The sequence below is a fragment of the Rhizobacter sp. OV335 genome (genome assembly GCF_900142965.1).
Lineage (GTDB): Bacteria > Pseudomonadota > Gammaproteobacteria > Burkholderiales > Burkholderiaceae_C > Rhizobacter.
Genome location: NZ_FRCQ01000003.1, coordinates 71,481 through 92,272, shown reverse-complemented (window position 1 = coordinate 92,272; position 20,792 = coordinate 71,481). Strand labels below are relative to the sequence as shown.

The 20,792-nt window shown below is 68.2% G+C and carries 21 protein-coding genes; 11 read left to right on the top strand and 10 right to left on the bottom strand.

Going from position 1 to position 20,792, the window contains the following annotated elements:
- The first annotated feature begins 51 nt into the window (after nt 1-51).
- The gene (locus tag BUE42_RS04055; protein ID WP_073462965.1) at nt 52-462 is read left to right on the top strand and encodes a hypothetical protein; all 411 of its coding nucleotides are present in this window, start codon (nt 52-54) and stop codon (nt 460-462) included.
- Here BUE42_RS04055 and BUE42_RS04050 read toward each other — a convergent pair whose 3' ends face one another.
- On the bottom strand, nt 463-831 hold the full coding sequence (locus tag BUE42_RS04050; RefSeq protein ID WP_073462963.1) for a hypothetical protein: 369 nt from the start codon (nt 829-831) through the stop codon (nt 463-465).
- A gap of 94 nt (nt 832-925) precedes the next feature.
- On the opposite strand from BUE42_RS04050, the gene BUE42_RS04045 reads away from it, so the two are divergent.
- The 3 genes from BUE42_RS04045 (at nt 926) to BUE42_RS04035 (ending at nt 2,732) form a co-directional block, all read left to right on the top strand.
- Entirely contained in the window at nt 926-1,693 is a 768-nt protein-coding gene (locus BUE42_RS04045; RefSeq protein ID WP_073462961.1) for a class I SAM-dependent methyltransferase, read from the top strand.
- The gene (locus tag BUE42_RS04040; protein WP_073462959.1) at nt 1,690-2,121 is read left to right on the top strand and encodes a nucleotide triphosphate diphosphatase NUDT15; all 432 of its coding nucleotides are present in this window, start codon (nt 1,690-1,692) and stop codon (nt 2,119-2,121) included. The genes BUE42_RS04045 and BUE42_RS04040 overlap by 4 nt, the downstream gene beginning before the upstream one ends.
- 77 nt (nt 2,122-2,198) lie before the next feature.
- Nucleotides 2,199-2,732, top strand: a complete 534-nt coding sequence (locus BUE42_RS04035; protein WP_073463391.1) for a hypothetical protein — start codon at nt 2,199-2,201, stop codon at nt 2,730-2,732.
- On the opposite strand, the gene BUE42_RS04030 is transcribed toward BUE42_RS04035, so the two are convergent.
- Together BUE42_RS04030 and BUE42_RS04025 are read right to left on the bottom strand one after the other, a co-directional pair.
- Complete coding sequence (locus BUE42_RS04030; protein WP_073462958.1) at nt 2,713-3,660, bottom strand: ketopantoate reductase family protein; 948 nt, start codon at nt 3,658-3,660, stop codon at nt 2,713-2,715. The genes BUE42_RS04035 and BUE42_RS04030 overlap by 20 nt on opposite strands.
- Before the next feature lie 57 nt (nt 3,661-3,717).
- Complete coding sequence (locus tag BUE42_RS04025; protein WP_073462957.1) at nt 3,718-4,575, bottom strand: oxidoreductase; 858 nt, start codon at nt 4,573-4,575, stop codon at nt 3,718-3,720.
- A gap of 111 nt (nt 4,576-4,686) precedes the next feature.
- Between BUE42_RS04025 and BUE42_RS04020 the strand changes: the two genes are divergently transcribed.
- The gene (locus BUE42_RS04020) at nt 4,687-5,649 is read left to right on the top strand and encodes a LysR family transcriptional regulator (protein WP_073462955.1); all 963 of its coding nucleotides are present in this window, start codon (nt 4,687-4,689) and stop codon (nt 5,647-5,649) included.
- Here the strand turns inward: BUE42_RS04020 and pssA are convergent.
- The 3 genes from pssA to BUE42_RS04005 all read right to left on the bottom strand — a co-directional run bounded on the left by pssA (nt 5,630) and on the right by BUE42_RS04005 (nt 10,337).
- Entirely contained in the window at nt 5,630-6,244 is a 615-nt protein-coding gene (pssA, locus tag BUE42_RS04015; RefSeq protein ID WP_143171286.1) for a CDP-diacylglycerol--serine O-phosphatidyltransferase, read from the bottom strand. The two genes, BUE42_RS04020 and pssA, sit on opposite strands and share 20 nt — an antisense overlap.
- 75 nt (nt 6,245-6,319) lie before the next feature.
- Nucleotides 6,320-9,121 carry an AbfB domain-containing protein gene (locus BUE42_RS04010; RefSeq protein ID WP_073462950.1) on the bottom strand — a complete coding sequence of 934 codons (2,802 nt, stop codon included), beginning with the start codon at nt 9,119-9,121 and terminating at the stop codon, nt 6,320-6,322.
- A 172-nt stretch (nt 9,122-9,293) separates the two neighbouring features.
- On the bottom strand, nt 9,294-10,337 hold the full coding sequence (locus tag BUE42_RS04005; protein ID WP_073463389.1) for a LacI family DNA-binding transcriptional regulator: 1,044 nt from the start codon (nt 10,335-10,337) through the stop codon (nt 9,294-9,296).
- A 190-nt stretch (nt 10,338-10,527) separates the two neighbouring features.
- On the opposite strand from BUE42_RS04005, the gene BUE42_RS33615 reads away from it, so the two are divergent.
- The 3 genes from BUE42_RS33615 (at nt 10,528) to BUE42_RS03990 (ending at nt 12,663) form a co-directional block, all read left to right on the top strand.
- Complete coding sequence (locus tag BUE42_RS33615; RefSeq protein WP_235002080.1) at nt 10,528-11,601, top strand: glycoside hydrolase family 16 protein; 1,074 nt, start codon at nt 10,528-10,530, stop codon at nt 11,599-11,601.
- Nucleotides 11,602-11,641: 40 nt separating this feature from the next.
- On the top strand, nt 11,642-12,280 hold the full coding sequence (locus BUE42_RS03995; protein ID WP_073462948.1) for a phosphoribosyltransferase: 639 nt from the start codon (nt 11,642-11,644) through the stop codon (nt 12,278-12,280).
- Nucleotides 12,281-12,378: 98 nt separating this feature from the next.
- Nucleotides 12,379-12,663 carry a helix-turn-helix domain-containing protein gene (locus BUE42_RS03990; protein ID WP_073462945.1) on the top strand — a complete coding sequence of 95 codons (285 nt, stop codon included), beginning with the start codon at nt 12,379-12,381 and terminating at the stop codon, nt 12,661-12,663.
- Here the strand turns inward: BUE42_RS03990 and BUE42_RS03985 are convergent.
- On the bottom strand, nt 12,585-13,427 hold the full coding sequence (locus BUE42_RS03985) for an alpha/beta fold hydrolase (protein WP_235002076.1): 843 nt from the start codon (nt 13,425-13,427) through the stop codon (nt 12,585-12,587). The genes BUE42_RS03990 and BUE42_RS03985 overlap by 79 nt on opposite strands.
- 291 nt (nt 13,428-13,718) lie before the next feature.
- Here BUE42_RS03985 and BUE42_RS03980 point away from each other — a divergent pair, with 291 nt between their 5' ends.
- Entirely contained in the window at nt 13,719-15,680 is a 1,962-nt protein-coding gene (locus BUE42_RS03980; RefSeq protein WP_235002074.1) for a glycosyl hydrolase family 18 protein, read from the top strand.
- Nucleotides 15,681-15,761: 81 nt separating this feature from the next.
- Here the strand turns inward: BUE42_RS03980 and BUE42_RS03975 are convergent, their stop codons facing one another.
- The gene (locus tag BUE42_RS03975; RefSeq protein WP_073462941.1) at nt 15,762-16,646 is read right to left on the bottom strand and encodes a LysR family transcriptional regulator; all 885 of its coding nucleotides are present in this window, start codon (nt 16,644-16,646) and stop codon (nt 15,762-15,764) included.
- Between the two features lie 104 nt (nt 16,647-16,750).
- Here BUE42_RS03975 and metE point away from each other — a divergent pair, with 104 nt between their 5' ends.
- Nucleotides 16,751-19,054 (top strand): 5-methyltetrahydropteroyltriglutamate--homocysteine S-methyltransferase, encoded by a 2,304-nt coding sequence (gene metE / locus BUE42_RS03970; protein WP_073462939.1) that lies wholly within the window; start codon nt 16,751-16,753, stop codon nt 19,052-19,054.
- 105 nt (nt 19,055-19,159) lie between these two features.
- Here metE and BUE42_RS03965 read toward each other — a convergent pair whose 3' ends face one another.
- Both BUE42_RS03965 and BUE42_RS03960 read right to left on the bottom strand, forming a co-directional pair.
- Nucleotides 19,160-19,528 carry a DUF1428 domain-containing protein gene (locus tag BUE42_RS03965; protein WP_073462937.1) on the bottom strand — a complete coding sequence of 123 codons (369 nt, stop codon included), beginning with the start codon at nt 19,526-19,528 and terminating at the stop codon, nt 19,160-19,162.
- Nucleotides 19,529-19,615: 87 nt separating this feature from the next.
- On the bottom strand, nt 19,616-20,260 hold the full coding sequence (locus BUE42_RS03960) for a tRNA-uridine aminocarboxypropyltransferase (protein WP_083613859.1): 645 nt from the start codon (nt 20,258-20,260) through the stop codon (nt 19,616-19,618).
- A gap of 65 nt (nt 20,261-20,325) precedes the next feature.
- On the opposite strand from BUE42_RS03960, the gene BUE42_RS03955 reads away from it, so the two are divergent.
- The gene (locus BUE42_RS03955) at nt 20,326-20,778 is read left to right on the top strand and encodes a nuclear transport factor 2 family protein (protein ID WP_073462933.1); all 453 of its coding nucleotides are present in this window, start codon (nt 20,326-20,328) and stop codon (nt 20,776-20,778) included.
- Nucleotides 20,779-20,792: the final 14 nt, after the last annotated feature.

Sequence of the window (20,792 nt, the reverse complement as noted above, 5' to 3'; positions counted from 1 at the left end):
TGACAGCGCTACCATCGCGGCGCAATCCTTGCGGACGGGGAGGTCCAACCGATGAAGCCGAATTCTTTGCGCACCGTGGCCGTGGCCCTGGCATTGCAACTCGCGGCCGGCGCCGCGATGGCGATGACCGAGAAGGATGCCGCCAGCAACCTGATGCACTTCGCGTTCGCGATGAAGGGCGCGGAGCAGTGCGACAAGCTCGGCTACCCGTCGATGGCGGCGCAGAAGCGCTGGGAGAAATCGCATGCCGCGCTGCTGGTGAGCTCGATGGATCGCATCGAGAAGCACGCGATGGCCTCCGGCAGCGTGACGCCGGCGCAGGCCAGGGACGTCGCGCTCGGCCTGTTCGTGCGCTTCAAGGACCGCTACGACCAGGAGATGGCGCCGACGGTCACCGCCAAGTCGTGCATGCGCTTCAACGAGACGCTGTCGTTCTACGACAGCAAGCTGATCAGCGACTGATCAGACCGCCAGCATCAGGTGCGGGTGGCTGGCGTAGTTGCGCTGCTCGCTGACCTTGTCCTGCGCGAGTTCGACCGCGATGCCGTCGGACTTGTGCTCGTCGAGCGGCGACTTCTGGCATTGCTGCTGCATGTGCTGCTGCAGCATGAAGTCGAACATCTCGACGAGTTCGGGGCTGCGCGTCGTGTGGGCGACGCCGGGCTCGGCCGGCTTCGCGCCGGGCGCCTCGATGGCAGGATCGCCGGCCGGCCGTCGCAACGCACCGATCGATGCCGCCTGGAAGGCGGACTGACCGGGCTGCAACGGCATCGGTCCGATCGACCGGTACGAGGCGAGCGGGGACGGTGCGGCGCTGACGGTGATGCTCATGGCGGGTCTTTCTGGAAGGGCCTGTGGTTCCCATGCTGCGCGCCGTCCGGGTCGCGGGCGGCATCGCGTGCGATGTCATGCATGATTTGGCGAAATGACAAGCTCCTTCTACGACCACCTCGCACCGCACTACCACTTGCTCTACGGCGACTGGGAGAGCGCGATCCGGCGGCAAGGGCAGGCGCTGGCCACGCTGCTGGCGGAAGAAGGCGTGCAGCCCGGCGACCCGGTGCTGGACGCAGCCTGCGGCATAGGCACACAGACGCTCGGACTGCTCGCGCACGGCCACCGCGTCGTCGCGTCGGACATCTCGCCCGCGGCGGTGGAACGACTGAAGGCGGAGCTGCAGCGCCGCTCGCTGAACGCGCTGGCCGGCGTCGACGACCTGCGGACGCTGGCGCACGTGACCACCGGCTCGATGGCCGCCGTGCTCGCCTGCGACAACAGCGTGCCGCACCTGCTGACGGACGACGATCTGCTGGCGTGCTTTCGCCAGGCCCACCGCTGCCTGCGGCCGGGCGGCAGCCTCGTGATCTCCGTGCGCGACTACGCCGCCGTCGTCCGCAAGACGCCCGACGTGCATCCGTATGGCATGCACAAGCACGCGGACGGCCACCGCTTCATCGCCGTCCAGGTCTGGGAGTGGGACGGTGAGCACTACGACCTGCGCATGTACCTGACGACCGAAGCGCCGGATGGCACCTGCACGACCCGTGTCGCGACAAGCCGCTACTACGCGGTGAGCATCGAGCGACTGACCGCGTTGATGCACGAAGCCGGCTTCGCCCAGGTGCAACGCCGCGACGATGTGCTGTTCCAGCCGGTGCTCATCGGCAGGACCCGGAAGGCCGCAGCGCCATGACACACGTCGGCGTGGGCGTGGGCATCCTCGTGCTGCGCGACGGCCAGCTGCTGCTCGGCCGCCGGCGCGGCTCGCACGGCGCAGGCACCTGGTCGGCCCCCGGCGGGCGCCTGGAGTACGGCGAGTCGATCGAAGACTGCGCGCGCCGCGAGTTGCTCGAAGAGACGGGGCTCGTGCTCGGCCCCTGCGAGCGCGGCCCCTACACCAGCGATGTGTTCGACGAGGTCCGCCAGCACTATCTGACCGTCTTCGTGGTGGCGCGGCACACGCTCGGCGAGCCGGCGACGCTGGAGCCGGACAAGTGCGACGGCTGGCAGTGGTTCGACGGGTCGGCGCTGCCGCAGCCGCTGTTCGCGCCGCTCGCGTCGCTGCTGGCCACCGGCTTCGATCCAAGCTCGCCTTGTGCGGATTCCGCCTCATCAACGTGAAGGACGCCACGTCATCCGCATCGATATCTGACAGACCGTTCCGTATGATCCGCGGCTTCATCCACTTGGAACGCGTCATGTACCTTCGCCTGTTGCCCTTCCTCGCCGCGACCGCCCTGATGACCGGTTGTGCCTTCAACGTCGCGCCCTACGGCGCTTCCGTCAAGAACGTGGAAGCCCTCAAGGCGACCAGCATCAAGCCGGTGTCGGTCGCGAAGTTCCAGGCCGCCAAGCCTGGCGACGCTTCGATCTCGTGCCGTGCCGCCGGCTCCGTCAAGGTCGAGCCCAGCTTCGAGACCTACATCGAGAAAGCCTTCATCGACGAGCTGAAGCTGGCCGGCCTGTACGACCCGGCTTCGAGCCTGAAGCTGTCGGGCAAGCTCGAGCAGATCGATTTCAGCTCGGGCATCAGCGATGGCAACTGGACGTTCACGCTGGTCGTCTCGAACGCCCGCAACGAAAGCTTCTCGACCCAGTCGAAGTTCCCGTTCTCGGGCAGCTTCATCGCCGACAAGGCCTGCCAGGAAGTGGCACAGGCCTTCGGCCCGGCCGTGCAGAAGCTGATCGAGGACGTGGTCCGCAATCCGAAGTTCAAGCAGATCGCGAGCTGAGATCCGGCGCTGTTCGGGCTTCGGCCTCGATCAGCGTGACCAGCGTGTGCAGCACGCGGTTGACCGGCGTCGGCACGCCGTGCCGCTCACCGCGCCGCACGACCAGCCCGTTCAGGTGGTCGATCTCGCTGGGCTTGCCGCGCATCACATCCTGCGCGGTCGACGAGAACTGGCCCGGCATCGTCGCGGCCAGCCCGCGCACCGTGGCCTCCACATCGCCGGGCACCTGCACGCCTTCGGCCTGCGCGACCGCCAGGCATTCGGCGATCACGTCGCCCATCACCTGCGGCACGCCGGGGTGGTCGACGAAGCGGCCGTACGGCACGCGGCCGATCGCCGAGATCGCGTTGTAGGCGCAGTTCAGGATCAACTTGGCCCACAGCGCGCCGCGCACGTTGTCGGAGACCGTCGCCGGCACGCCGGCGGCGGCCAGCACCTCGACCAGGCTCGCCGCGACGCTGTTCGGCGCGATCACCAGCTCGCCGCGGCCGTGGTGCAGCAGGTGCCCCGGCCCCGCCATCTCGGTGGCCACGTAGACCACGCTGGCAGCCACCTCGTTCGACAACACGCCGCGCACCCGCTCGTCGTTGTCGACGCCGTTCTGCAGCGTCAGCACCAGCGCCCCGGGCGACAGGTGCGGGCGCATCGCCGCGGCGGCCGATTCGGTGTCGGTGGACTTCACGCAGAACAGCACCAGCTGCGCGCCCTGCACCGCCGCCACGTCGGTGCTGGCCTGCAGGCGAACGCGCTCGTCGAACGTGCGCGTCTGCATGCGCAGGCCGTCGCGCGCGATGGCGTCCACATGCTGCGGCCGCGCGATCAGCGTCACATGGTGGCCGGCGCGCGCCAGCATGCCGCCGAAGTAGCAGCCGACGGCGCCGGCGCCCATCACGGCGACGGTCCAGGGGGTGACGGAGCTGCGGTCCATGGCGGTCTTCGGAGTGGCGAGGGCCGCAGTGTCCGACAGATGTCACCTCAGTGCCGCTCAGGTGCCTTTCGGGAAATCGGTCGATGCCGACAACTGCTCCCACGTCTCCGTCTCGCGCTCGACGAACGCGTGCTTGTCGCGGATCGTCTGCAGCGTGTCAGTGCCCAGCGGCAGCCGCAGCGGCGGCGTGGCCGACTCGACCAGCGCGAGCATCGCCTGAGCAAGCCGCAGCGGATCGCCCGGCTGGTTCAGGCTGATGCGCTTCGCGGCCTCGCGCACCTGGCCGGCGGTGGGCGCGTAGTCGTCGACGATGCGCGGCGAGACCACCAGCGACGAGCCTTCGAGGAACTCGGTGCGGAAGTAGCCGGGCTCGACCACGGTGGCGTGGATGCCCAGCGGCTGCAGCTCGGCATGCAAGGCCTCGGTCAACCCTTCGACCGCGAACTTGGTCGAGCAGTAGACGCCGAAGCCGGCACCCGAGCGGTAGCCGCCGAGCGACGAGATGTTGATCACGTGGCCGCTGCGGCGCGCGCGCATCGCCGGCAGCACCGCCCGCGTGACGTTCAGCAGCCCGAAGACGTTGGTCTCGTACAGGCGGCGCACTTCGTCGGCGCTCGCCTCCTCGACGGCACCGAGCAGTCCGAAGCCGGCGTTGTTGACCAGCACGTCGATGCGGCCGAAGCGCCCCAGCGCGGCCGTGACGGCGGCGGCCGACTGCGCCTCGGATGTGACGTCGAGCGCCACCGCCAGCAGGCCGGGCTGCGCACCGAAGCGCTGTTCCAGCGTGCTCGCATCGCGCGAGGTGGCGACAACCGCATCGCCCTGCGCGAGCGCCGCGTCGACGATGCGCGCGCCGATGCCGCGTGCCGCGCCGGTGACGAACCAGACGCGCTTGAAATCGGAAGTGCTTGCCATGGTGATTTCCTTGATGTGGTGGTGGAGTGACGCAACTTTAGGCACTCGATTGAGCTTGAACTAGCCCACAATCACTGGAGACATCCGCAAGCCAATCGTGACAATCCCGCCATGGCCTTCAACGAACTCCGGGCAATCGCCACCTTCATCCGCGCCGCCGAGCTGGGCAGCCTGCGCCAGGCCGCCACGGCCCAGGCCATCACGCCGCAGGCGGCCAGCCAAGCGCTCGCGCAGCTCGAATCGCACCTGGGGGTGCGGCTCTTCCACCGCACGACGCGGCGGCTCAGCCTGACCGAAGAGGGCAGCCGTTTCCTCGAGGCCGCTCAGCCGGGCCTGTCGACGCTGCAGCGCGCGCTGCACGGCGCACGCCGCGACCGCGAAGAGATTGCCGGGCCGCTGCGCATCGTCGCGTCGCGCTCGCTGATGCTGCCGGTGCTGTGGCCGGTGCTGGCGGAGTTCTGCGAGCGGCATCCTGAGATCGAGCCGGACGTGCAGCTGGACGATCGCCTGGGCAACTGGGTCGCGGACCGGGTCGACGTCGGCTTTCGCGCCGGCACGCCGCCGGACGACGGCGTGATCTCGCGCCGACTCTTCCCGCTGCAGTTGGTGGTGTGCGCGACACCGGGCTACCTGGCGAAGCACGGCACGCCACGGCACATCGACGATCTGGCGCACCACCGCTGCAGCGGCTTCCGGCATCCGTCGACCAACAAGGTGATGCCATGGGAATTCAAGGTCGGCGCCGAGATCGTCGCGCGCGACTTCGCGCCGGTGCTGTGCACCAACGATGTCGAGCTGGAGGCCAACGCGGTGCTGTCAGGCCATGCGATCGGCCAGCTGGTGGGAGCGACCGCCGCTCCGCTGGTGCGCAGCGGCCGGCTGGTGCCGGTGCTGACCGAGCATGTGGCCGAGCACCTGAACCTGTACCTGTACTACGGCAGCCGCATCGCGCAACCGGCGCGCGTGCGGGCCTTCATCGACCTGGTGGTGGAGCGGGTGGCGGGGAATGCGGCGTTCTTTCTGGAGCCGCACGAGCTGAAGCCACGGCGCAAGCTCAAGGCTTCGGGATCTTGATCCGGCTGATCATCAGCGACCCCGACAGCCCGAACAGCAGCACCAGCGGGTGGAAGAAATGCTCGCCGACCATCACCTCGCCGAACCACAGGTTCGGGCCGAGCGCGCCGGCCCACGCGGCCACGCCGAGCATCAGCACCAGCACGATCGAGGTCGGGATCGGCGTGCCTTCGAAATGCGTGACCTTGCCGCTGTCGTCCGACAGCGCCTCGGCGGTGACGTTGTAGCGCGCCAGCCGCGACACGCCGCAGGCGACGAAGTACGCGAGCACGATGCGGTCGTACAGGCCACGCATCCCGCAGCCGTAGGCGATGATCGCCGGCGCGACGCCGAACGAGATCACGTCGGCCAGCGAATCGAGCTCGCGGCCCAGCGCCGAAGCCTTCTGGCGCCAGCGCGCGACGCGGCCATCGAGCACGTCGAACACCAGCGCGGCGATCACCAGGCCGCAGGCGAAGTGGATGTGCACCACGTTCGCGCTCGCGAGGTAGGACATCATCGAGAACAGCGCGCCGGTGCCCGACACGGCATTGCCGAGCGTGAACCAGTCGGCGAGGTGGAACTCGCGGATCATCGAAAACGGCTTCGGCTTCATGCGCTGGCGCTCCATCGTCGGTCGGGCGGGCAGTTTAGGGCCTGTTCACCCTGTTGACTGCCCGCCCCGGCCGCATCAGGGCGCCCAGGCGTTCTCCACCGCCCACTTCGTGTCCGCATCGAAGCTGCCCGAGGTGTTCCAGCTGCTGCCGCCCTGCCCGTCGGCGATCCACACCTCGGCCGCGTAGTGGCGCAGGTAGCGGTTCGGGTAGTTCGATGCCGCGAAGCGCGTGCCGGCGCTGCCGTCGGCCGTGCCCTGCGCGCAGAAGGTGGCGTCCGCCCGGTACAGCGCGCTGTCCTGCAGCGCGTCGCGGCGCACGCGCGATGCGCTGTGCCGCAGGTACTCGCCGGGGAAGTTGCGCGACTCGAACGAGTAGCAGCTCGCATCCGCCAGCCCCGGCACCATGCGCCAGCTGGCATCCAGCTTCAGCGTGGCGTCGCTGCCAGCCGTAACGACCTCGGTGTAGGCCAGCGCGTTCTGGTGCCGCAGGTATCGGTTGTCGAAGCCCGGCGTCAGCACGCGCAGCGAGTGCACCGTGTTCGCCGCCACCAGCACGCTGCTGCGCCACCAGCCGGTGGCCGGTGCCCACGACGCATCGGCGCGATAGCCGCTGGTGTCCTGCAGCGGGTTCAGCCAGACCTCCGCATTGGCATGCCGCACATAGTGGCCGGGCAGGTTCTTCGATTCGAGCGACAGCCCGCCGCCGCCGTCCAGCGCCTTGCGCGGGCAGAAGGTGGCGTCGGCCTGGAACAGCGCGCTGCCGTCGCTCGGGTCGATGCGCAGCCTGAAGTTCTGGTGGCGCAGGAACTGCCCCGGCTGGTTGACCGATTCGAACGACAGGCAGCTGCTGTCGGCCAGCCCGTTGACGACCTTCCACGAGCTGTCCTTCTTCAGCAGCTCGCTGCTGCTGGCATCGACCACCTCGGTCACGCCCAGGCTGCCGGCGTGACGCAGGTAGCGGTTGGTCACGCCCGGCGTCACGGTGCGGAACGAATACGAGCTGCCGCGCCGCAGGTACGGCTCGCCGCCGATCAGCGCCTGGTGCGCCGTCTTCAGCCGCGCGAAATCCATCTTGCGCACCTGCCGGTCGTAGGTCAGGAAGCCGTTCAGCTCGTCCTCGACGTCGGTGATCTCGGTGTAGACCGCCGCGCTCAGGCCGCGCGACACCGCCAGCTCGCGCAGGCCGTTCACCTGCTCGAGGTAGACGTTGGTCAGCGTCGCCGCATCGGGGTAGAGCGTGTAGCAGCAGGTCGATGCCGGGTTCCACATGTGGCCGTCGACGCGCAGCCCGTTGCCGCCGAATTCGCCGAGCACCGAGATGCGGTTCGGCTGGTACGCCGGCGCGCTCGGCCCCGGGTAGTCGTGGTTGTCGATCAGGTCGCCGGTGCCCTGGTCGCCGGGCGCGAAGTTGATGCCGGAGTGGGTGTCGGTCAGCCGGCTCGGGTCCCAGGCCTTGAACTGGTTGGCCATGCGGACCATGTCGAAATCGCCCCAGCTCTCGTTGAAGATCACCCAGGTGACGACGGCCGGCGAGGAGCGGTGCTCGTCGACGATCTCGCGGTCTTCGGCCTCGACCTTGGCGCGCACCGCGGCGCTCGATTCGGCGTCCCACGCATGCGGCATGTCCTGCCACACCAGCAGGCCCAGCTTGTCGGCCCAGTAGAACCAGCGCTGCGGCTCCACCTTGATGTGCTTGCGCACCATGTTCAGCCCCAGGTCCTTGATGGCCTGCAGGTCGGACTTCAGCGCCTCGTCGGTCGGCGCGGTGTACAGGCCGTCGGGCCAGAAGCCCTGGTCGAGCGGACCGTACTGGAACACGAACTTGCCGTTCAGCAAGGGGCGCGGCACGCCGTCGACGGTGCCGACGGCGATCGAGCGCATGCCGAAGTAGCTGCCGACCTCGTCGACCAGCACGCCGTTGCTGCGCACGCGGATCGTCAGGTCGTACAGGAAGGGATCGTCGGGCGACCACCGATGCGCATTCGGCACCGGCACCGTGAACTCGACATCGGCACTGCCGGTGGCCACGCCCACCTGCGCGCCGCCGCTCGACGCGACGGCTTCGATCGCCTGGCCGGCCAGGCCGCTGCCGCGCACGATCACGCGCAGCCGGTTGTTCGGCAGGTCGGGAGTCATGTCGAGGCGCGTGATGTGCGGCGTCGCGACCGGCTCCAGCCACACCGTCTGCCAGATGCCCGAACTCGGCGTGTAGAAGATGCCGCCGGGGTTCAGCGTCTGCTTGCCCAGCATGTCGTCGCCGGTGGTCGGGTCGAACGCACCGACCACCAGGTCGTTGCTGCCGTTGCGCAGGTACGGCGTGATGTCGAAGCTGAACGCGTCGTAGCCGCCGCTGTGCTGGCCGACCTGCTGGCCGTTCACGTAGACGGTGGCCTTGCGGTCGACCGCGCCGAAGTTCAGCTTCACGCGCTTTCCGCTCCAGCCGGCCGGCACGGTGAACGCGCGCTTGTACCAGAGGTTGCGGTCGTTCATGCGCTGGATGCCGGAGAGGTAGGACTCCACCGGGTACGGCACCTTGATCTGCTCCGGGTTGGCCGGGAAGCCGGGCGCGGTGGCCGGCGGGCTGTCGGCGTTCGGCGCGGCGCTGCCGCCGTTGTAGCTCCAGGTGCCGTTGAGGTTCAGCCAGTCGGTGCGCGTCAGCTGCGGGCGCGGGTACTCGGGCAGCGGCACCGCGGCCTGCTGCGCGGCGGCGGTCCACGGCGTCGTCAGGCGTGCGCTGACGGCCTGGGCGGATTCGTGGGCCGTGCCCGCTCGCTGCGGGGCTTCATCGGCGGCGGCGGATTCGGAGCCGCCGCCGCAACTTGCGGTGATCAATGGGACGAGCAGGCTCGCCAGCCATCGCCGGTAGGTGGTGTTCATCGTGTCTCCTTCTGTGGCCTCGGAACGGGTGTTTGCGGCGCCAGCTCGATGACGGACGGCTCGCGCCAGGGGCACGGCTCATCGCTAATAATTGACTAATATTAGGCGCACGCCAACTGCCGCGCGTCAACTGCGCAGGTGTAAGGCCGTGTGAGGAGGAAGGATTCCCTGATCAGCCGACCGTCTGGCGCGGCACCAGCCGGCCGTCGACCTTGACGCGCCTGCGCCGGCCGTCGGGCGCGGCGACCTGGGCCAGCAGCATCTCCACGGCGAGCCGCCCCATCTCGTAGTTGGGCAGCACCAGCGTGGTCAGCGGCGGGCTGGTGTGGCGCGCGATCTCCTGGTCGTCGTAGCCGATCACCGCGACGTCGTGCGGCACCTGCTTGCCGAGCTGGCGCAGCGCCTCGAGGCAGCCGACGGCCATCAGGTCGTTGGCGCAGAAGACCGCGGTCGGCGGCTTCGGCTGCTTCATCAGCGACAGCGTGAGGTCGTGGCCTGAAGCGACCTGCCAGTCGCCCTCGCGCACGAGGGCCGCGTCATAGGCGATGTCGGCGCTCGCGAGCGCGCGGCGGTAGCCCTTCAGGCGGTCGCGCGCGGCGTCCATCCAGGGTTCGCCGTTGATGAAGGCGATGCGGCGATGACCGGCATCGAGCAGGCATTCGGTCGCGACGAAGCCGCCCAGCACCTCGGACGGCTCGACCGACGAGAAGCGCGGCTCGCCGCCCGACGCGGGCTCGGCCTCGCTGCAGTTCAGCAGCACGGTGGGCACGCGCCCGAGCTGCGGCGGCACGCTGACCTGGCGCGTGAAGATCGTCGAGTAGATGACGCCGATCAGCGCCGGGTTGGCCAGCATCGTCGACAGCACGGCGGCCTCGATGCCGGCATTCGAGCGCGTCGCGAACACTGCCACTAACGCGCCCTGGTTCCAGGCCTCGTCCTTCGCGCCGTCGATCGACAGCACCGGGTGCGGGCTGGTGGAGACCTCGTCGACCAGGTAGAGGATCAGCGGCGTGGACGTCGCGGCCATGCGGGTCTTGCCACGACGCCCCGCCGCGGCGGCCGTGCCGCGCCGATCCGGCAGCCGGTAGCCGAGCTCGGCGGCCACGCGCAGCACGCGGGCGCGCGTCTCGTCCGACAGCTGGGTGCCGGTCATGCCGTTGAGCACCAGCGACACCGTCGACTGCGACACCGCGGCCTGCGTCGCGACATCGGTCATCGTGACGCGGCGGGCAGGCTCGGTGGCGGGCGGCGCTTTGGCGGGCATGTCGACGGCAAGTAGATTAGTAATAAGACACGGGCTCGGCGCTCATATGGTACGGGAGCGACTACAAGATGTAGCGATCGTCACGCCGGGCTTGCGGGTGGTGGGCGCTGCAGCAGGCATGCTGCGCGCCAGAGGAAGAATCATGACGCTGAACAACAACCGACTTCATTCGATGGCTCGCCTGGCCGCGCTGTGCGCCGGCGTGCTGGCCCTGGCCGCTTGCGGCGGCAGCGACGACACCGCGGCACCGCCGCCGGTCAGCTCGGCGCCTTCACCGGCTCCCGCACCCGCACCTGCGCCGGCACCATCGCCCGCGCCTACTCCTGCACCCACCCCATCGCCTGCACCGGCGCCCGCTCCTGCGCCGTCGCCCTCCCCTGCTCCGGCACCAGCTCCCGCCCCGGCACCCGCACCAGCTCCCGCCCCGGCACCCGCACCCGCACCCGCACCCGCACCCGCACCGGCTCCAGCCCCGAGCAACGCCCCAGCCGGCTACACCCTCGTCTGGTCCGACGAGTTCGACACCGGCACGCTGCCCGATGCGAGCAAGTGGGTCTACGACACCGAGGCCAACGCGACCGGCTGGTACAACAACGAGCTGCAGTACTACGCGGTAGCCCGCGCCGAGAACTCGAAGATCAGCGACGGCAAGCTGGTCATCACCGCGCGCAAGGAGCGCCTGACCACCGCGAAGGACTACGGCGGCCAGGACTACAGCTCGGCGCGCCTGATCACGAACGGCAAGGTGAGCTGGACCTACGGCTTCTTCGAGATCCGCGCCAAGTTGCCCTGCGGGCGCGGCACCTGGCCGGCGATCTGGATGCTGGGAAGCACCGGCGACTGGCCGGCCGGCGGCGAGATCGACATCATGGAGCAGGTCGGCAAGAACCCGACCGCGATCGAGGGCACCATCCACACCACCTCGACCGCCGGCACCTTCGGCGACGGCGGCGAGACCAAGATCAACGACGCCTGCAGCGCCTTCCACAACTACCAGCTGACCTGGACGCCCGAGAGCCTGGTCATCGGCGTCGACAACAAGCCCTTCCACACCTACGCCAACAAGCACCAGGGCTCCGCGAGCTGGCCGTTCGACAAGCCGCAGTACCTGCTGTTGAACCTGGCGATCGGCGGCGACATGGGCGGATCGGTCGACGACACGATCTTCCCGGTCAGCATGGAGGTCGACTACGTGAAGGTCTGGCAGAAGAAGTGACGCCGCGGCACAGTAGCTTCTGCTGACGAAGGAGTCGTCGATGCAGGAGCCGTTGTTCCACGACCGCCGCGATGCGGGGCAGGTGCTCGCCCGGCGCCTGTCCGCATACCGTGCCCGGCCGGACACGCTGGTGCTCGCGCTGCCGCGCGGCGGCGTGCCCGTGGGCCACGCGGTGGCGCAGGCGCTCGGCTTGCCGCTCGATGTGTTCGTCGTGCGCAAGCTCGGCGTGCCGGGCCACGGTGAGTTCGCGATGGGCGCCATCGCCAGCGGCGGCGTGCGTGTGATGAACGGCGACGTGGTGCGCATGCTGGGCATCGCCGCGGCGCAGATCGAGGTGGTCGCACAGGCCGAGGCGCTCGAACTGGCCCGGCGCGAGCAGCTCTACCGCGACGCGCGCCCGGCGCTGGTGATCGCGCAGCGCACGGTGCTGCTGGTCGACGACGGCATCGCGACCGGCGCGACGATGCGGGCCGCGGCGCGGGCCTTGCGCGCGATGAATCCGGCGCGCATCGTCATCGCGGTGCCGACCGGCGCCCGCAGCACCTGCCACGCGTTGCGGCGCGAGGCCGACGAAGTCGTCTGCGCGACGACGCCCGAGCCCTTCCGCGCGGTGGGTTGCTGGTACGAGGACTTTGCGCAGACGAGCGACGAGGAGGTCCGGAGCTTGCTGCAGCCGTGAAATGCCCCTTATTTTTATGCCGTATATGACATATCTTCTCTGCGGATCCCGTGGATTCGCCCGGGAGACCTCACCAAGTCGCATAGCAAATACAGCATATGGACAACCTCTCATTACTGGGCCGAGAAATCGCCCGCCTCCGTCAAGCCCAAGGGCTGACGCAGAAGGCCTTGGCGGAGCTGAGCGGCATCGGGCCATCGACGCTCGCGCGCTTCGAGACCGGCGGCGTCGCCGAGTTCGGATCGGGCAAGCTGCTGCGCCTGCTCGATGCGCTGGGGCATGAGCTGCGCTTCTCGCCGCGCAGTCAGGTCTCCACGCTCGACGATGCGCTGGCCGAGCGCCGACGCTCGCTGGACGCCAATGCGGGCAGCGGCGAAGACTGAAACCGCCCGATGAAGTCGAGCATCAACGACACGGCCGCGGCCGCATGCGTCTCCAGCATGAAGTGGCCGGCGTCGAAGACATGCACCTCCATCCTCGGCAGCGCCTGCATCCATGACAGGGTCTCGGCGAGATCGAAGAACGCATCGTGCCTGCCCCAGAGCATCAGCGAAGGCGGCTGCCAGCGCGCGAGGTACTCGGCGATGGCGTCGAACCGGGCGACGTAGCGCCCATAGTCCGCGATCAGCGCTCGCTGCGTTTCCATCCGACCCGGCAGGCACATCACCCGCCACGCCTCCTCCCAGTTGTCGGCCGGAATCCGCGCGGCCACTTCCGGCGGGACACCGGCGAGGTACTGGTCGCGCGTGCCTTCGAAAGTCAGGTGAGCGGTCGCCGCCGCTTCGTTGTCCGCGTTCGGCTGCGACCAGTAGGCCATCGTCGCGGCCCAGGGCGGTCCCAACCCGCTTCGATGCGCGTTGGCATTCTGGACAACGAGGCCGAGGACCTGTTCGGGCGCCTGCATCGCGATGTGGAAGCCCACCGGCGCGCCGAAGTCATGCAGATAGAGGTAGCGCGGGCCGACCCCGAGCCGGTCCAGCAGTTCTGCGATGGCCTGACCGAGCGCGGCAAACGAGACCGCCGGCAGCACATCGGATTCGCCGAAGCCCGGCAGATCGGGTGCAATCACATAGGCGGCCTGCGACAGCCCCGGCACGACCTCGCGAAACGTTCGCGCGGAGCTCGGGAATCCGTGCAGCAGCAGCACGGCAGGCCGGGACGCCTCACCAGCCGTGATGAAAGACAGTTCCGTGCCGCCAGACAGGCGAAGTCGTTGCCGGGTCGAAGGGCGCATTGCTTGAGCCAGGTTGACGCGGCTTTGTAGCGCACCCGACAAGGCCCCACGGGCCATGGGGATCGACGCAGTGAATGACCGCTTCGGGCGCACACACGGCTATTCAAGCGGTTGGAATTGGTATCTTTGAGAAACCGAGATTGGAATACCAATTCAGTACCAGCACACTCCCTCCTGGTTCAAGGATCCACAGGAGAGATGAAGATGAAAACATTGGGTATGACCATGGTTGCCGTCGCGATCGGCAGCATGTGGGGGCAGGTCCAGGCCGCAACGGCCAACGACACGCAGCGCGTCTGGGCCAGCGACGTGCAACTGGCGCAGTCCAGCGCGCCCGCCTGGCGCGAAGGCGTCACCTACACCGTCGGCACGGTGGTGAGCTACGGCGGCCGCGACTATGTCGCGCTGGTCACGCACACCGCCTGGGCCGGCACCAACTGGACGCCGGCGACCACGCCATCGCTGTGGTCGCCGACCAACGGCGGCACCCCCGCCCCCGCACCGGCTCCTGCCCCCGCGCCATCGCCCGCACCGGCGCCGAGCCCCGCGCCGGCACCGGCCCCCGCGCCGAACCCGGGCGGCACCTGCTACCTCGCGTGGGTGGCTGGAACCGCGTACACCGGTGGCGCGACCGTCAGCTACAACGGCGTGAACTACAAGGCCAACTACTGGACGCAGAACAACAACCCGGCCTCCAGCAGCGGCCCCGCAGGCAGCGGCCAACCGTGGACGGCCGTCGGCAATTGCGCAGGCGCTCCGGCCCCTGCGCCGGCGCCCGCCCCGGCACCGGCTCCCGCGCCAGCCCCCGCGCCGGCGCCGGCACCCTCGCCTGCACCGGCTCCCGCTCCGGCACCTGCCCCGGCGCCCGCGCCCGCCCCGGCTCCCGGCGGCCGCCAGGTCGGTTCCTACTTCACGCAGTGGGGCGTGTATGGCCGCGGCTATGAGGTCGCCGACATCATCTCGTCGGGCTCGGCCAACGCGCTGACCTTCGTCAACTACGCCTTCGCGAACATCTACCAGAAGAATGGCGGGTACGAGTGCGCACAAGGCATCGACAAGCTCGAGCCGGGTGCGACGAACCCGAACGATCCGAGCGCCGGCACCGGCGGTGACGCCTGGGCCGACTATGGCCGCACGCCGTTGCGCCTGGTCGGTGCCGCACCGACCTGGGATTCGAAGCTGGCCGGTTCCTTCAACGAACTGAAGGGCCTCAAGGCGAAGTACCCGAACCTCAAGGTGCTGATCTCGCTCGGCGGCTGGACGTGGTCGAAGTGGTTCTCCGCCGCTTCGCAGACCGATGCGCTGCGCAAGCAGCTGGTCAGCTCCTGCCTGAACATCTACATCAAGGGCAACCTGCCGGCGTACAGCGGCAAGGGGGGTGACGGCGTGCTGGCCGGCGTGTTCGACGGCGTCGACATCGACTGGGAATTCCCGGCCGTGATCGGCCAGCCGTACAACACCGTGAGCGCGGCCGACCGCCACAACTTCACGCTGCTGATGAAGGAGTTCCGCACCCAGCTCGACGCGGTGAACGGCAAGCACTACCTGCTGACCGCCGCGCTCGGCTCGGGCAAGGACAAGATCGACGCCACCGAGCCCGGGCAGTACGGCCAGTACATGGACTGGGTCAACCTGATGAGCTACGACTTCCACGGTGGGTTCGAGCCGCAAGGCCCGACCGACTTCCAGTCGAACCTCTATCCGGACCAGTCCAGCCCGAACTACTTCGATCCGCTGAAGCCGGGTGTGCGCTCCGTTGCGTCGTACTACAACATCGACGAGGCGGTGGGCATCCTGGTCCAGTCCGGCATGCCGCCGGGCAAGATCAACCTCGGCGTGCCGTTCTACGGCCGGGGCTGGACGGGTGTGCCGAATGTCAACAACGGCCTGTACCAGAAGGCCAGCGCTCCGGCGCGCGGCACCTACGAGGCGGGCATCGAGGACTACAAGGTCCTGAAGAACGCCCCGGGCACGGTGTTCGTCCATCCGGTGACGAAGCAGAGCTACAAGTTCGACGGCACGAACTTCTGGAGCTACGACACGCCGGACGTGATCCAGACCAAGATCAACTACCTGAAGTCCAAGGGACTGGGTGGCATCTTCAGCTGGTCGCTGGACGGTGACCTGAGCGGCGAGCTGATGAAAGCCACCGCCGGCGCGAAGTAAGCCACGCCGTCGTCGCACACCCGCCCGGGTGTGTGGCCTGCGCGTCGAGAGGCCTTCCCTGATCGGGACAGGCCTCTTTTTTCATGGCGACCGGCGCGCCAGGTCGATGAAGGCCTGCAGGTAGTCGATGTCGGTGTCCGCCTCGCGGGCACCGAGGAAGATCTGCTTGGCAATGCCACGCGGCCCCAGGCGCACGGCCACGACATCCATCTTCCGCGCGTACTCCTCCACCAGCCAGCGCGGCAGCGCCGCGACGCCGCGGCCGCTGACGACCATCTGCAACATGATGTCGGTGGTCTCGATGGTCTTGTGCGCCTTGGGCGTCACGCCGGCCGGCATCAGGAACTGCGTGTAGACGTCGAGCCGGTCGGTCGCGACCGGGTAGGTGATCAGCACCTCCGGCGTCAACTGCTTCGGCTTGACGTAGGCCGCCGCCGCCAACGGATGATCACGACCGACGACCAGCACCTGCTCGTAGTCGAACACCGGCTCGAAGCGCAGCCCCGGCTTGTAGAGCGGGTCGGGCGTCACCAGCATGTCGATCTCGTAGCCGAACAGCGCACCGATGCCGCCGAACTGGAATTTCTGCTTCACGTCGACATCGACGTCGGGCCAGGCTGCGAGGTACGGCGAAACGACCTTCAGCAGCCACTGGTAGCACGGGTGGCATTCCATGCCGATGCGTAGCGCGCCGCGCTCGCCCTGCGCGAACTGGCGCAGCCGCTCTTCGGCCAGGTCGAGTTGCGGCAGCACGCGGTTGGCCACCGCCAGCACGTACTGCCCCGCCTGCGTGAGCCGCAGGCTGCGGCCTTCGCGCAACCAGATGTCGGTGCCCAGCTGCTGCTCCAGCTTCTTCATCGAATGGCTGAGGGCCGATTGCGTCAGGCACAGCACCGCGGCAGCCGCCGTCAACGAGCCCTGCTTCTCGACCTCTTGAACGATGGCCAGATGACTTCGCTCCAGCATGTGTATGAGCTGTTCTCATGGATTGTCAAATTAATACCATTTTACTTCATGCAAAAGGCTACGTAACCTGGGGTTGTTTTTCCACGATCGCCATTGCCTCCGCCATGACCACGACCCACAACCTCGGCTTTCCCCGCATCGGCGCCAAGCGCGAATTGAAATTCGCGCTGGAGTCCTACTGGAAGGGCGAATCCTCGCGCGACGAACTCAAGGCCCTCGGTGCCCACCTGCGCCAGCGCCACTGGATCAACCAGACCGGCCTGGACCTCGTTCCGGTCGGCGACTTCGCGTTCTACGACCAGATGCTCGACATGAGCTTCACGCTCGGCAACCTGCCGCAGCGGGTGCAGGGCTTCCACGGCGATGTGCTGGACAACTACTTCCGCGTCGCGCGCGGCCGCTCAGCCCAGGCAACGGGAGGGGCCGAGGCCCACGCCGGCTGCTGCGGCGGTGGCGTCGCCGCCGGCGAGATGACCAAGTGGTTCGACACCAACTACCACTACATCGTCCCCGAGTTCACCGCGGCCACGCAGTTCAAGCTGGACGCCTCGCGCCTGCTGGAACAGCTGGAAGAAGCGCGCCAGGCCGGCGTCAAGGCCAAGCCGGTGATCGTCGGCCCCGTCACCTACCTGGCGCTGGGCAAGGCGAAGGACGATTCCAGCAGGCTCGCGCTGCTCGAACGCCTGGTGCCGGTCTACGCCGAGCTGCTGGAGAAGCTCGCCGCCGCGGGCGTGGAGTGGGTGCAGATCGACGAGCCCATCCTCGTGACCGAACTCGATGCCGACTGGCAGCACGCCTTCAACACCGCGTACCACGACCTGAAGAGCAGCCGCGTCAAGCTGCTGCTGGCCACCTACTTCGGCCCGCTGGAGGAGAACCGGCACCTCGCCGCCAACCTGCCGGTGGCCGGGCTGCACATCGACGCGATCAACGGCCGCGACGACATCCAGCCGCTGCTCAACATCCTGTCGCCGCTGAAAGTGCTGTCGCTGGGCGTGATCAACGGCCGCAACATCTGGAAGACCGACCTGAACGCGGTGCTCGACTGGATCGAGCCGCTGAAGGAGCGCCTGGGCGAGCGGCTGTGGATCGCGCCCTCGTGCTCGCTGCTGCACGTGCCGGTCGACCTGGCGAGCGAGCAGAAGCTGGATGCCGACCTGAAGTCGTGGCTTGCGTACGCGCTGCAGAAGCTGGACGAGCTGCGGCTGCTGGCCGCCGCGCTGAAGAACGGCCGCGATTCGGTGAAGGCCGAGCTGGCCGCCAACCAGGCCGCCATCGAGGCGCGCCGCAGTTCGCCGCGCGTCCACAACCCGGCGGTGAAGGCCGCCGTCGCCAAGCTGAACGCCGCGCTCGGCGAGCGCAAGAGCGCCTATGCGACGCGTGCCCCGAAGCAGGCCGCGCTGCTGAAGCTGCCGCCCTTCCCCACCACCACCATCGGTTCGTTCCCGCAGACCGCCGACATCCGCCACGCCCGCAGCGAGTTCAAGGCCGGGCGCCTGGATGAAGCCGGCTACAAGGCCGCGATGCAGGCCGAGATCCAGCGCAGCGTGCGCGAGCAGGAAGCGCTGGACCTGGACGTGCTGGTGCACGGCGAGGCCGAGCGCAACGACATGGTCGAGTACTTCGGCGAGCAGCTCGACGGCTACGCCTTCAGCCAGTTCGGCTGGGTGCAGTCGTATGGCTCGCGCTGCGTGAAGCCGCCGATCCTGTTCGGCGACATCAGCCGGCCGAAGGCGATGACGGTCGAGTGGATCCGCTACGCGCAATCGCTGACGAAGCGCCCGATGAAGGGCATGCTGACCGGCCCGGTGACGATCCTGAACTGGTCCTTCGTGCGCGACGACCAGCCGCGCTCGGTGTCCTGCCACCAGCTCGCGCTGGCGATCCGCCAGGAGGTGCTGGATCTCGAACAGGCTGGCGTGCGCGTGATCCAGATCGACGAGGCCGCGCTGCGCGAAGGGTTGCCGCTGCGCAAGTCGCAGTGGAAGGGGTATCTCGACTGGGCGGTCGAATCGTTCCGCATCACCGCGAACGGCGTCGAGGACGAGACGCAGATCCACACCCACATGTGCTATTCGGAGTTCAACGACATCATCGCGTCGATCGCCGACATGGACGCCGACGTGATCACGATCGAGACCTCGCGCTCGGACATGGAGCTGCTCGATGCCTTCGAGAACTTCAAGTACCCGAACGAGATCGGCCCGGGCGTGTACGACATCCATTCGCCGAACATCCCGACGCAGGAGCACATCGTGCAGCTGATGAAGAAGGCGGCCGAACGCGTGCCGGCCGAGCGGCTGTGGGTCAACCCGGACTGCGGGCTGAAGACGCGCCAGTGGGCCGAGGTGATCCCGGCGCTGACCAACATGGTGTCGGCGGCCAAGGCGCTGCGCCAGACCGCCTGATCCTCGCGTTTTGCCATCCGGTCCAGGGAGTGATTCGGGTTTGCGCCGACGGCGATCCGAGGGCGTCGCCGCGCCGGTGCGTGAGAAGAGTCACGAGGTCGCCCCTCAAGCCTTCACTTCGACCACCTGTTCGAAGCCGCCGAAGATCATGCGCTTGCCGTCGAAGGGCATGGGCGGGTTGCCGGGCGTGGAAGGATCCATGCGCGGGTCTTCCATCATCTTCTTCATGCCGGCGTCGCGCGTGGCCTTGTCCGGCCATTCGACCCACGAAAAGGCCACCGTCTCCTCACCCGTGGCCTGGACTGCGCGGCGGAAATCGGTCACTTTGCCGTCGGGGACGTCGTCGCCCCAGCCTTCGATCACGCGGATCGCGCCCAGCTCGATGAACATCTGGTCGAAATGGCGCGCGTGCTCGATGAACTTCTGCTTGTTGGCGGTGGGGACCGCGATCACGAAACCATCGATGTAGGACATGTCTTCGCTCCTGTTGAGTTGAACGGTGGGTGCGCCCGCCCGAGGCACCTCATACCCAACGACGAACGACGGGAAGCCAAATCGACATCACGGGTCCTGATGCCGCTGACGGGCCGCAACGCCCGCGACGAAGAGGCCGAATGCGTCGAGCAGCGGCGCGGCGTCGAAGGACGGGCCCTCCAGTGTCGCCAGCGCCTGCACGGTAGCCTCCAGTGTCGAGACTTGGTCAGCTCGCCGCGCCGCGCGAATCGCGCGGTAGCGGGTCGGCGCTGGCGCGTCCAGCGACAGCCGCGGCAGCGCCGCCAGGGTCGGGTGCTCCAGAAGCATGCGCAGGCTCTTGCGCCACGTCGCATCGATGACCACCAGACGCACGGACGCACCCGCCGTGGTCCCAGCGGCTGACGACGCCGGGGCCATAGGCACGTCCGGGTAGAGCAGCCGCGTGTCCCTCCCAGGCCTCTTCAACAGGGCCGCCAACGCCCCAGGCTCGAAGCGCTCGCCAACGACCACCTCGCAGTGCGCCAGAGACAGACGCAGCAGCGCGACGCTGTTCTTGGCCTGCCGCTGTTCATGCGGGTGCTGCAGAACCAGCACTTCGGTGCGATGGGCGGTCGCTTTTGCCAGCGCACACAAACAGGTCACCTGCGGCCGCAGGCAGCGCGCGCAAGCCACGCGGCAGAGGGTTGACGTACCGTTCACGCGGGCATGTTCGCACGCCGGTCCGGCCTGCATGGAATATTGCGGTGGGCTCCTCCGTCTGTGCAGATGTCATCCACACCTCACGCAGAGACACCGCCATGAAATCCCTCTCCTTCTTTTCGCTCGCCGCACTCACCGTCGCGGGCCATGCCATCGCCAGCCCCGCCAGCGACAACGCCGACACCCATTTCCGCGCCATCGGCAGCGGTGACGTGCAGGTGCTGATGCGCGGCTATCAAGACAACGCCCAGCTGCAATGGGTCGGCGGACCGCTGGACGGCAGCTACCTCGGCAAGGACGCCATCCGCGGCGTCTGGGAGAAGTTCACCGGTTCGCAGGGCAACCTGACCGTCATGGTCGAGAACGTGCAGGAGTCGAGCAACCCCAAGGGCTCGACCGTCACCGCCAACCTGCTGTTCGTCGGCAAGATGCCGATCAAGGTGCGCTACGCGCTGGTGTACCGCGACAACTTGCTGGTCTCCGAAACCTGGCAGATCGACCCCAAGCTGTCGATCAGCGCCGCCCCGGTCGCCAAGACCGCAGCCTACTGAGCGGGTGCGAGCCA

Excerpts from the sequence above, each read along its gene's own strand:
- BUE42_RS04055 (WP_073462965.1), top strand. The coding sequence starts at position 52 with ATGAAGCCGAATTCTTTGCGCACCGTGGCCGTGGCCCTGGCATTGCAA.
- BUE42_RS04050 (WP_073462963.1), bottom strand. The coding sequence starts at position 831 with ATGAGCATCACCGTCAGCGCCGCACCGTCCCCGCTCGCCTCGTACCGG.
- BUE42_RS04045 (WP_073462961.1), top strand. The coding sequence starts at position 926 with ATGACAAGCTCCTTCTACGACCACCTCGCACCGCACTACCACTTGCTC.
- BUE42_RS04040 (WP_073462959.1), top strand. The coding sequence starts at position 1,690 with ATGACACACGTCGGCGTGGGCGTGGGCATCCTCGTGCTGCGCGACGGC.
- BUE42_RS04035 (WP_073463391.1), top strand. The coding sequence starts at position 2,199 with ATGTACCTTCGCCTGTTGCCCTTCCTCGCCGCGACCGCCCTGATGACC.
- BUE42_RS04030 (WP_073462958.1), bottom strand. The coding sequence starts at position 3,660 with ATGGACCGCAGCTCCGTCACCCCCTGGACCGTCGCCGTGATGGGCGCC.
- BUE42_RS04025 (WP_073462957.1), bottom strand. The coding sequence starts at position 4,575 with ATGGCAAGCACTTCCGATTTCAAGCGCGTCTGGTTCGTCACCGGCGCG.
- BUE42_RS04020 (WP_073462955.1), top strand. The coding sequence starts at position 4,687 with ATGGCCTTCAACGAACTCCGGGCAATCGCCACCTTCATCCGCGCCGCC.
- pssA (WP_143171286.1), bottom strand. The coding sequence starts at position 6,244 with ATGAAGCCGAAGCCGTTTTCGATGATCCGCGAGTTCCACCTCGCCGAC.
- BUE42_RS04010 (WP_073462950.1), bottom strand. The coding sequence starts at position 9,121 with ATGAACACCACCTACCGGCGATGGCTGGCGAGCCTGCTCGTCCCATTG.
- BUE42_RS04005 (WP_073463389.1), bottom strand. The coding sequence starts at position 10,337 with ATGACCGATGTCGCGACGCAGGCCGCGGTGTCGCAGTCGACGGTGTCG.
- BUE42_RS33615 (WP_235002080.1), top strand. The coding sequence starts at position 10,528 with ATGACGCTGAACAACAACCGACTTCATTCGATGGCTCGCCTGGCCGCG.
- BUE42_RS03995 (WP_073462948.1), top strand. The coding sequence starts at position 11,642 with ATGCAGGAGCCGTTGTTCCACGACCGCCGCGATGCGGGGCAGGTGCTC.
- BUE42_RS03990 (WP_073462945.1), top strand. The coding sequence starts at position 12,379 with ATGGACAACCTCTCATTACTGGGCCGAGAAATCGCCCGCCTCCGTCAA.
- BUE42_RS03980 (WP_235002074.1), top strand. The coding sequence starts at position 13,719 with ATGAAAACATTGGGTATGACCATGGTTGCCGTCGCGATCGGCAGCATG.
- BUE42_RS03975 (WP_073462941.1), bottom strand. The coding sequence starts at position 16,646 with ATGCTGGAGCGAAGTCATCTGGCCATCGTTCAAGAGGTCGAGAAGCAG.
- metE (WP_073462939.1), top strand. The coding sequence starts at position 16,751 with ATGACCACGACCCACAACCTCGGCTTTCCCCGCATCGGCGCCAAGCGC.
- BUE42_RS03965 (WP_073462937.1), bottom strand. The coding sequence starts at position 19,528 with ATGTCCTACATCGATGGTTTCGTGATCGCGGTCCCCACCGCCAACAAG.
- BUE42_RS03960 (WP_083613859.1), bottom strand. The coding sequence starts at position 20,260 with ATGCAGGCCGGACCGGCGTGCGAACATGCCCGCGTGAACGGTACGTCA.
- BUE42_RS03955 (WP_073462933.1), top strand. The coding sequence starts at position 20,326 with ATGAAATCCCTCTCCTTCTTTTCGCTCGCCGCACTCACCGTCGCGGGC.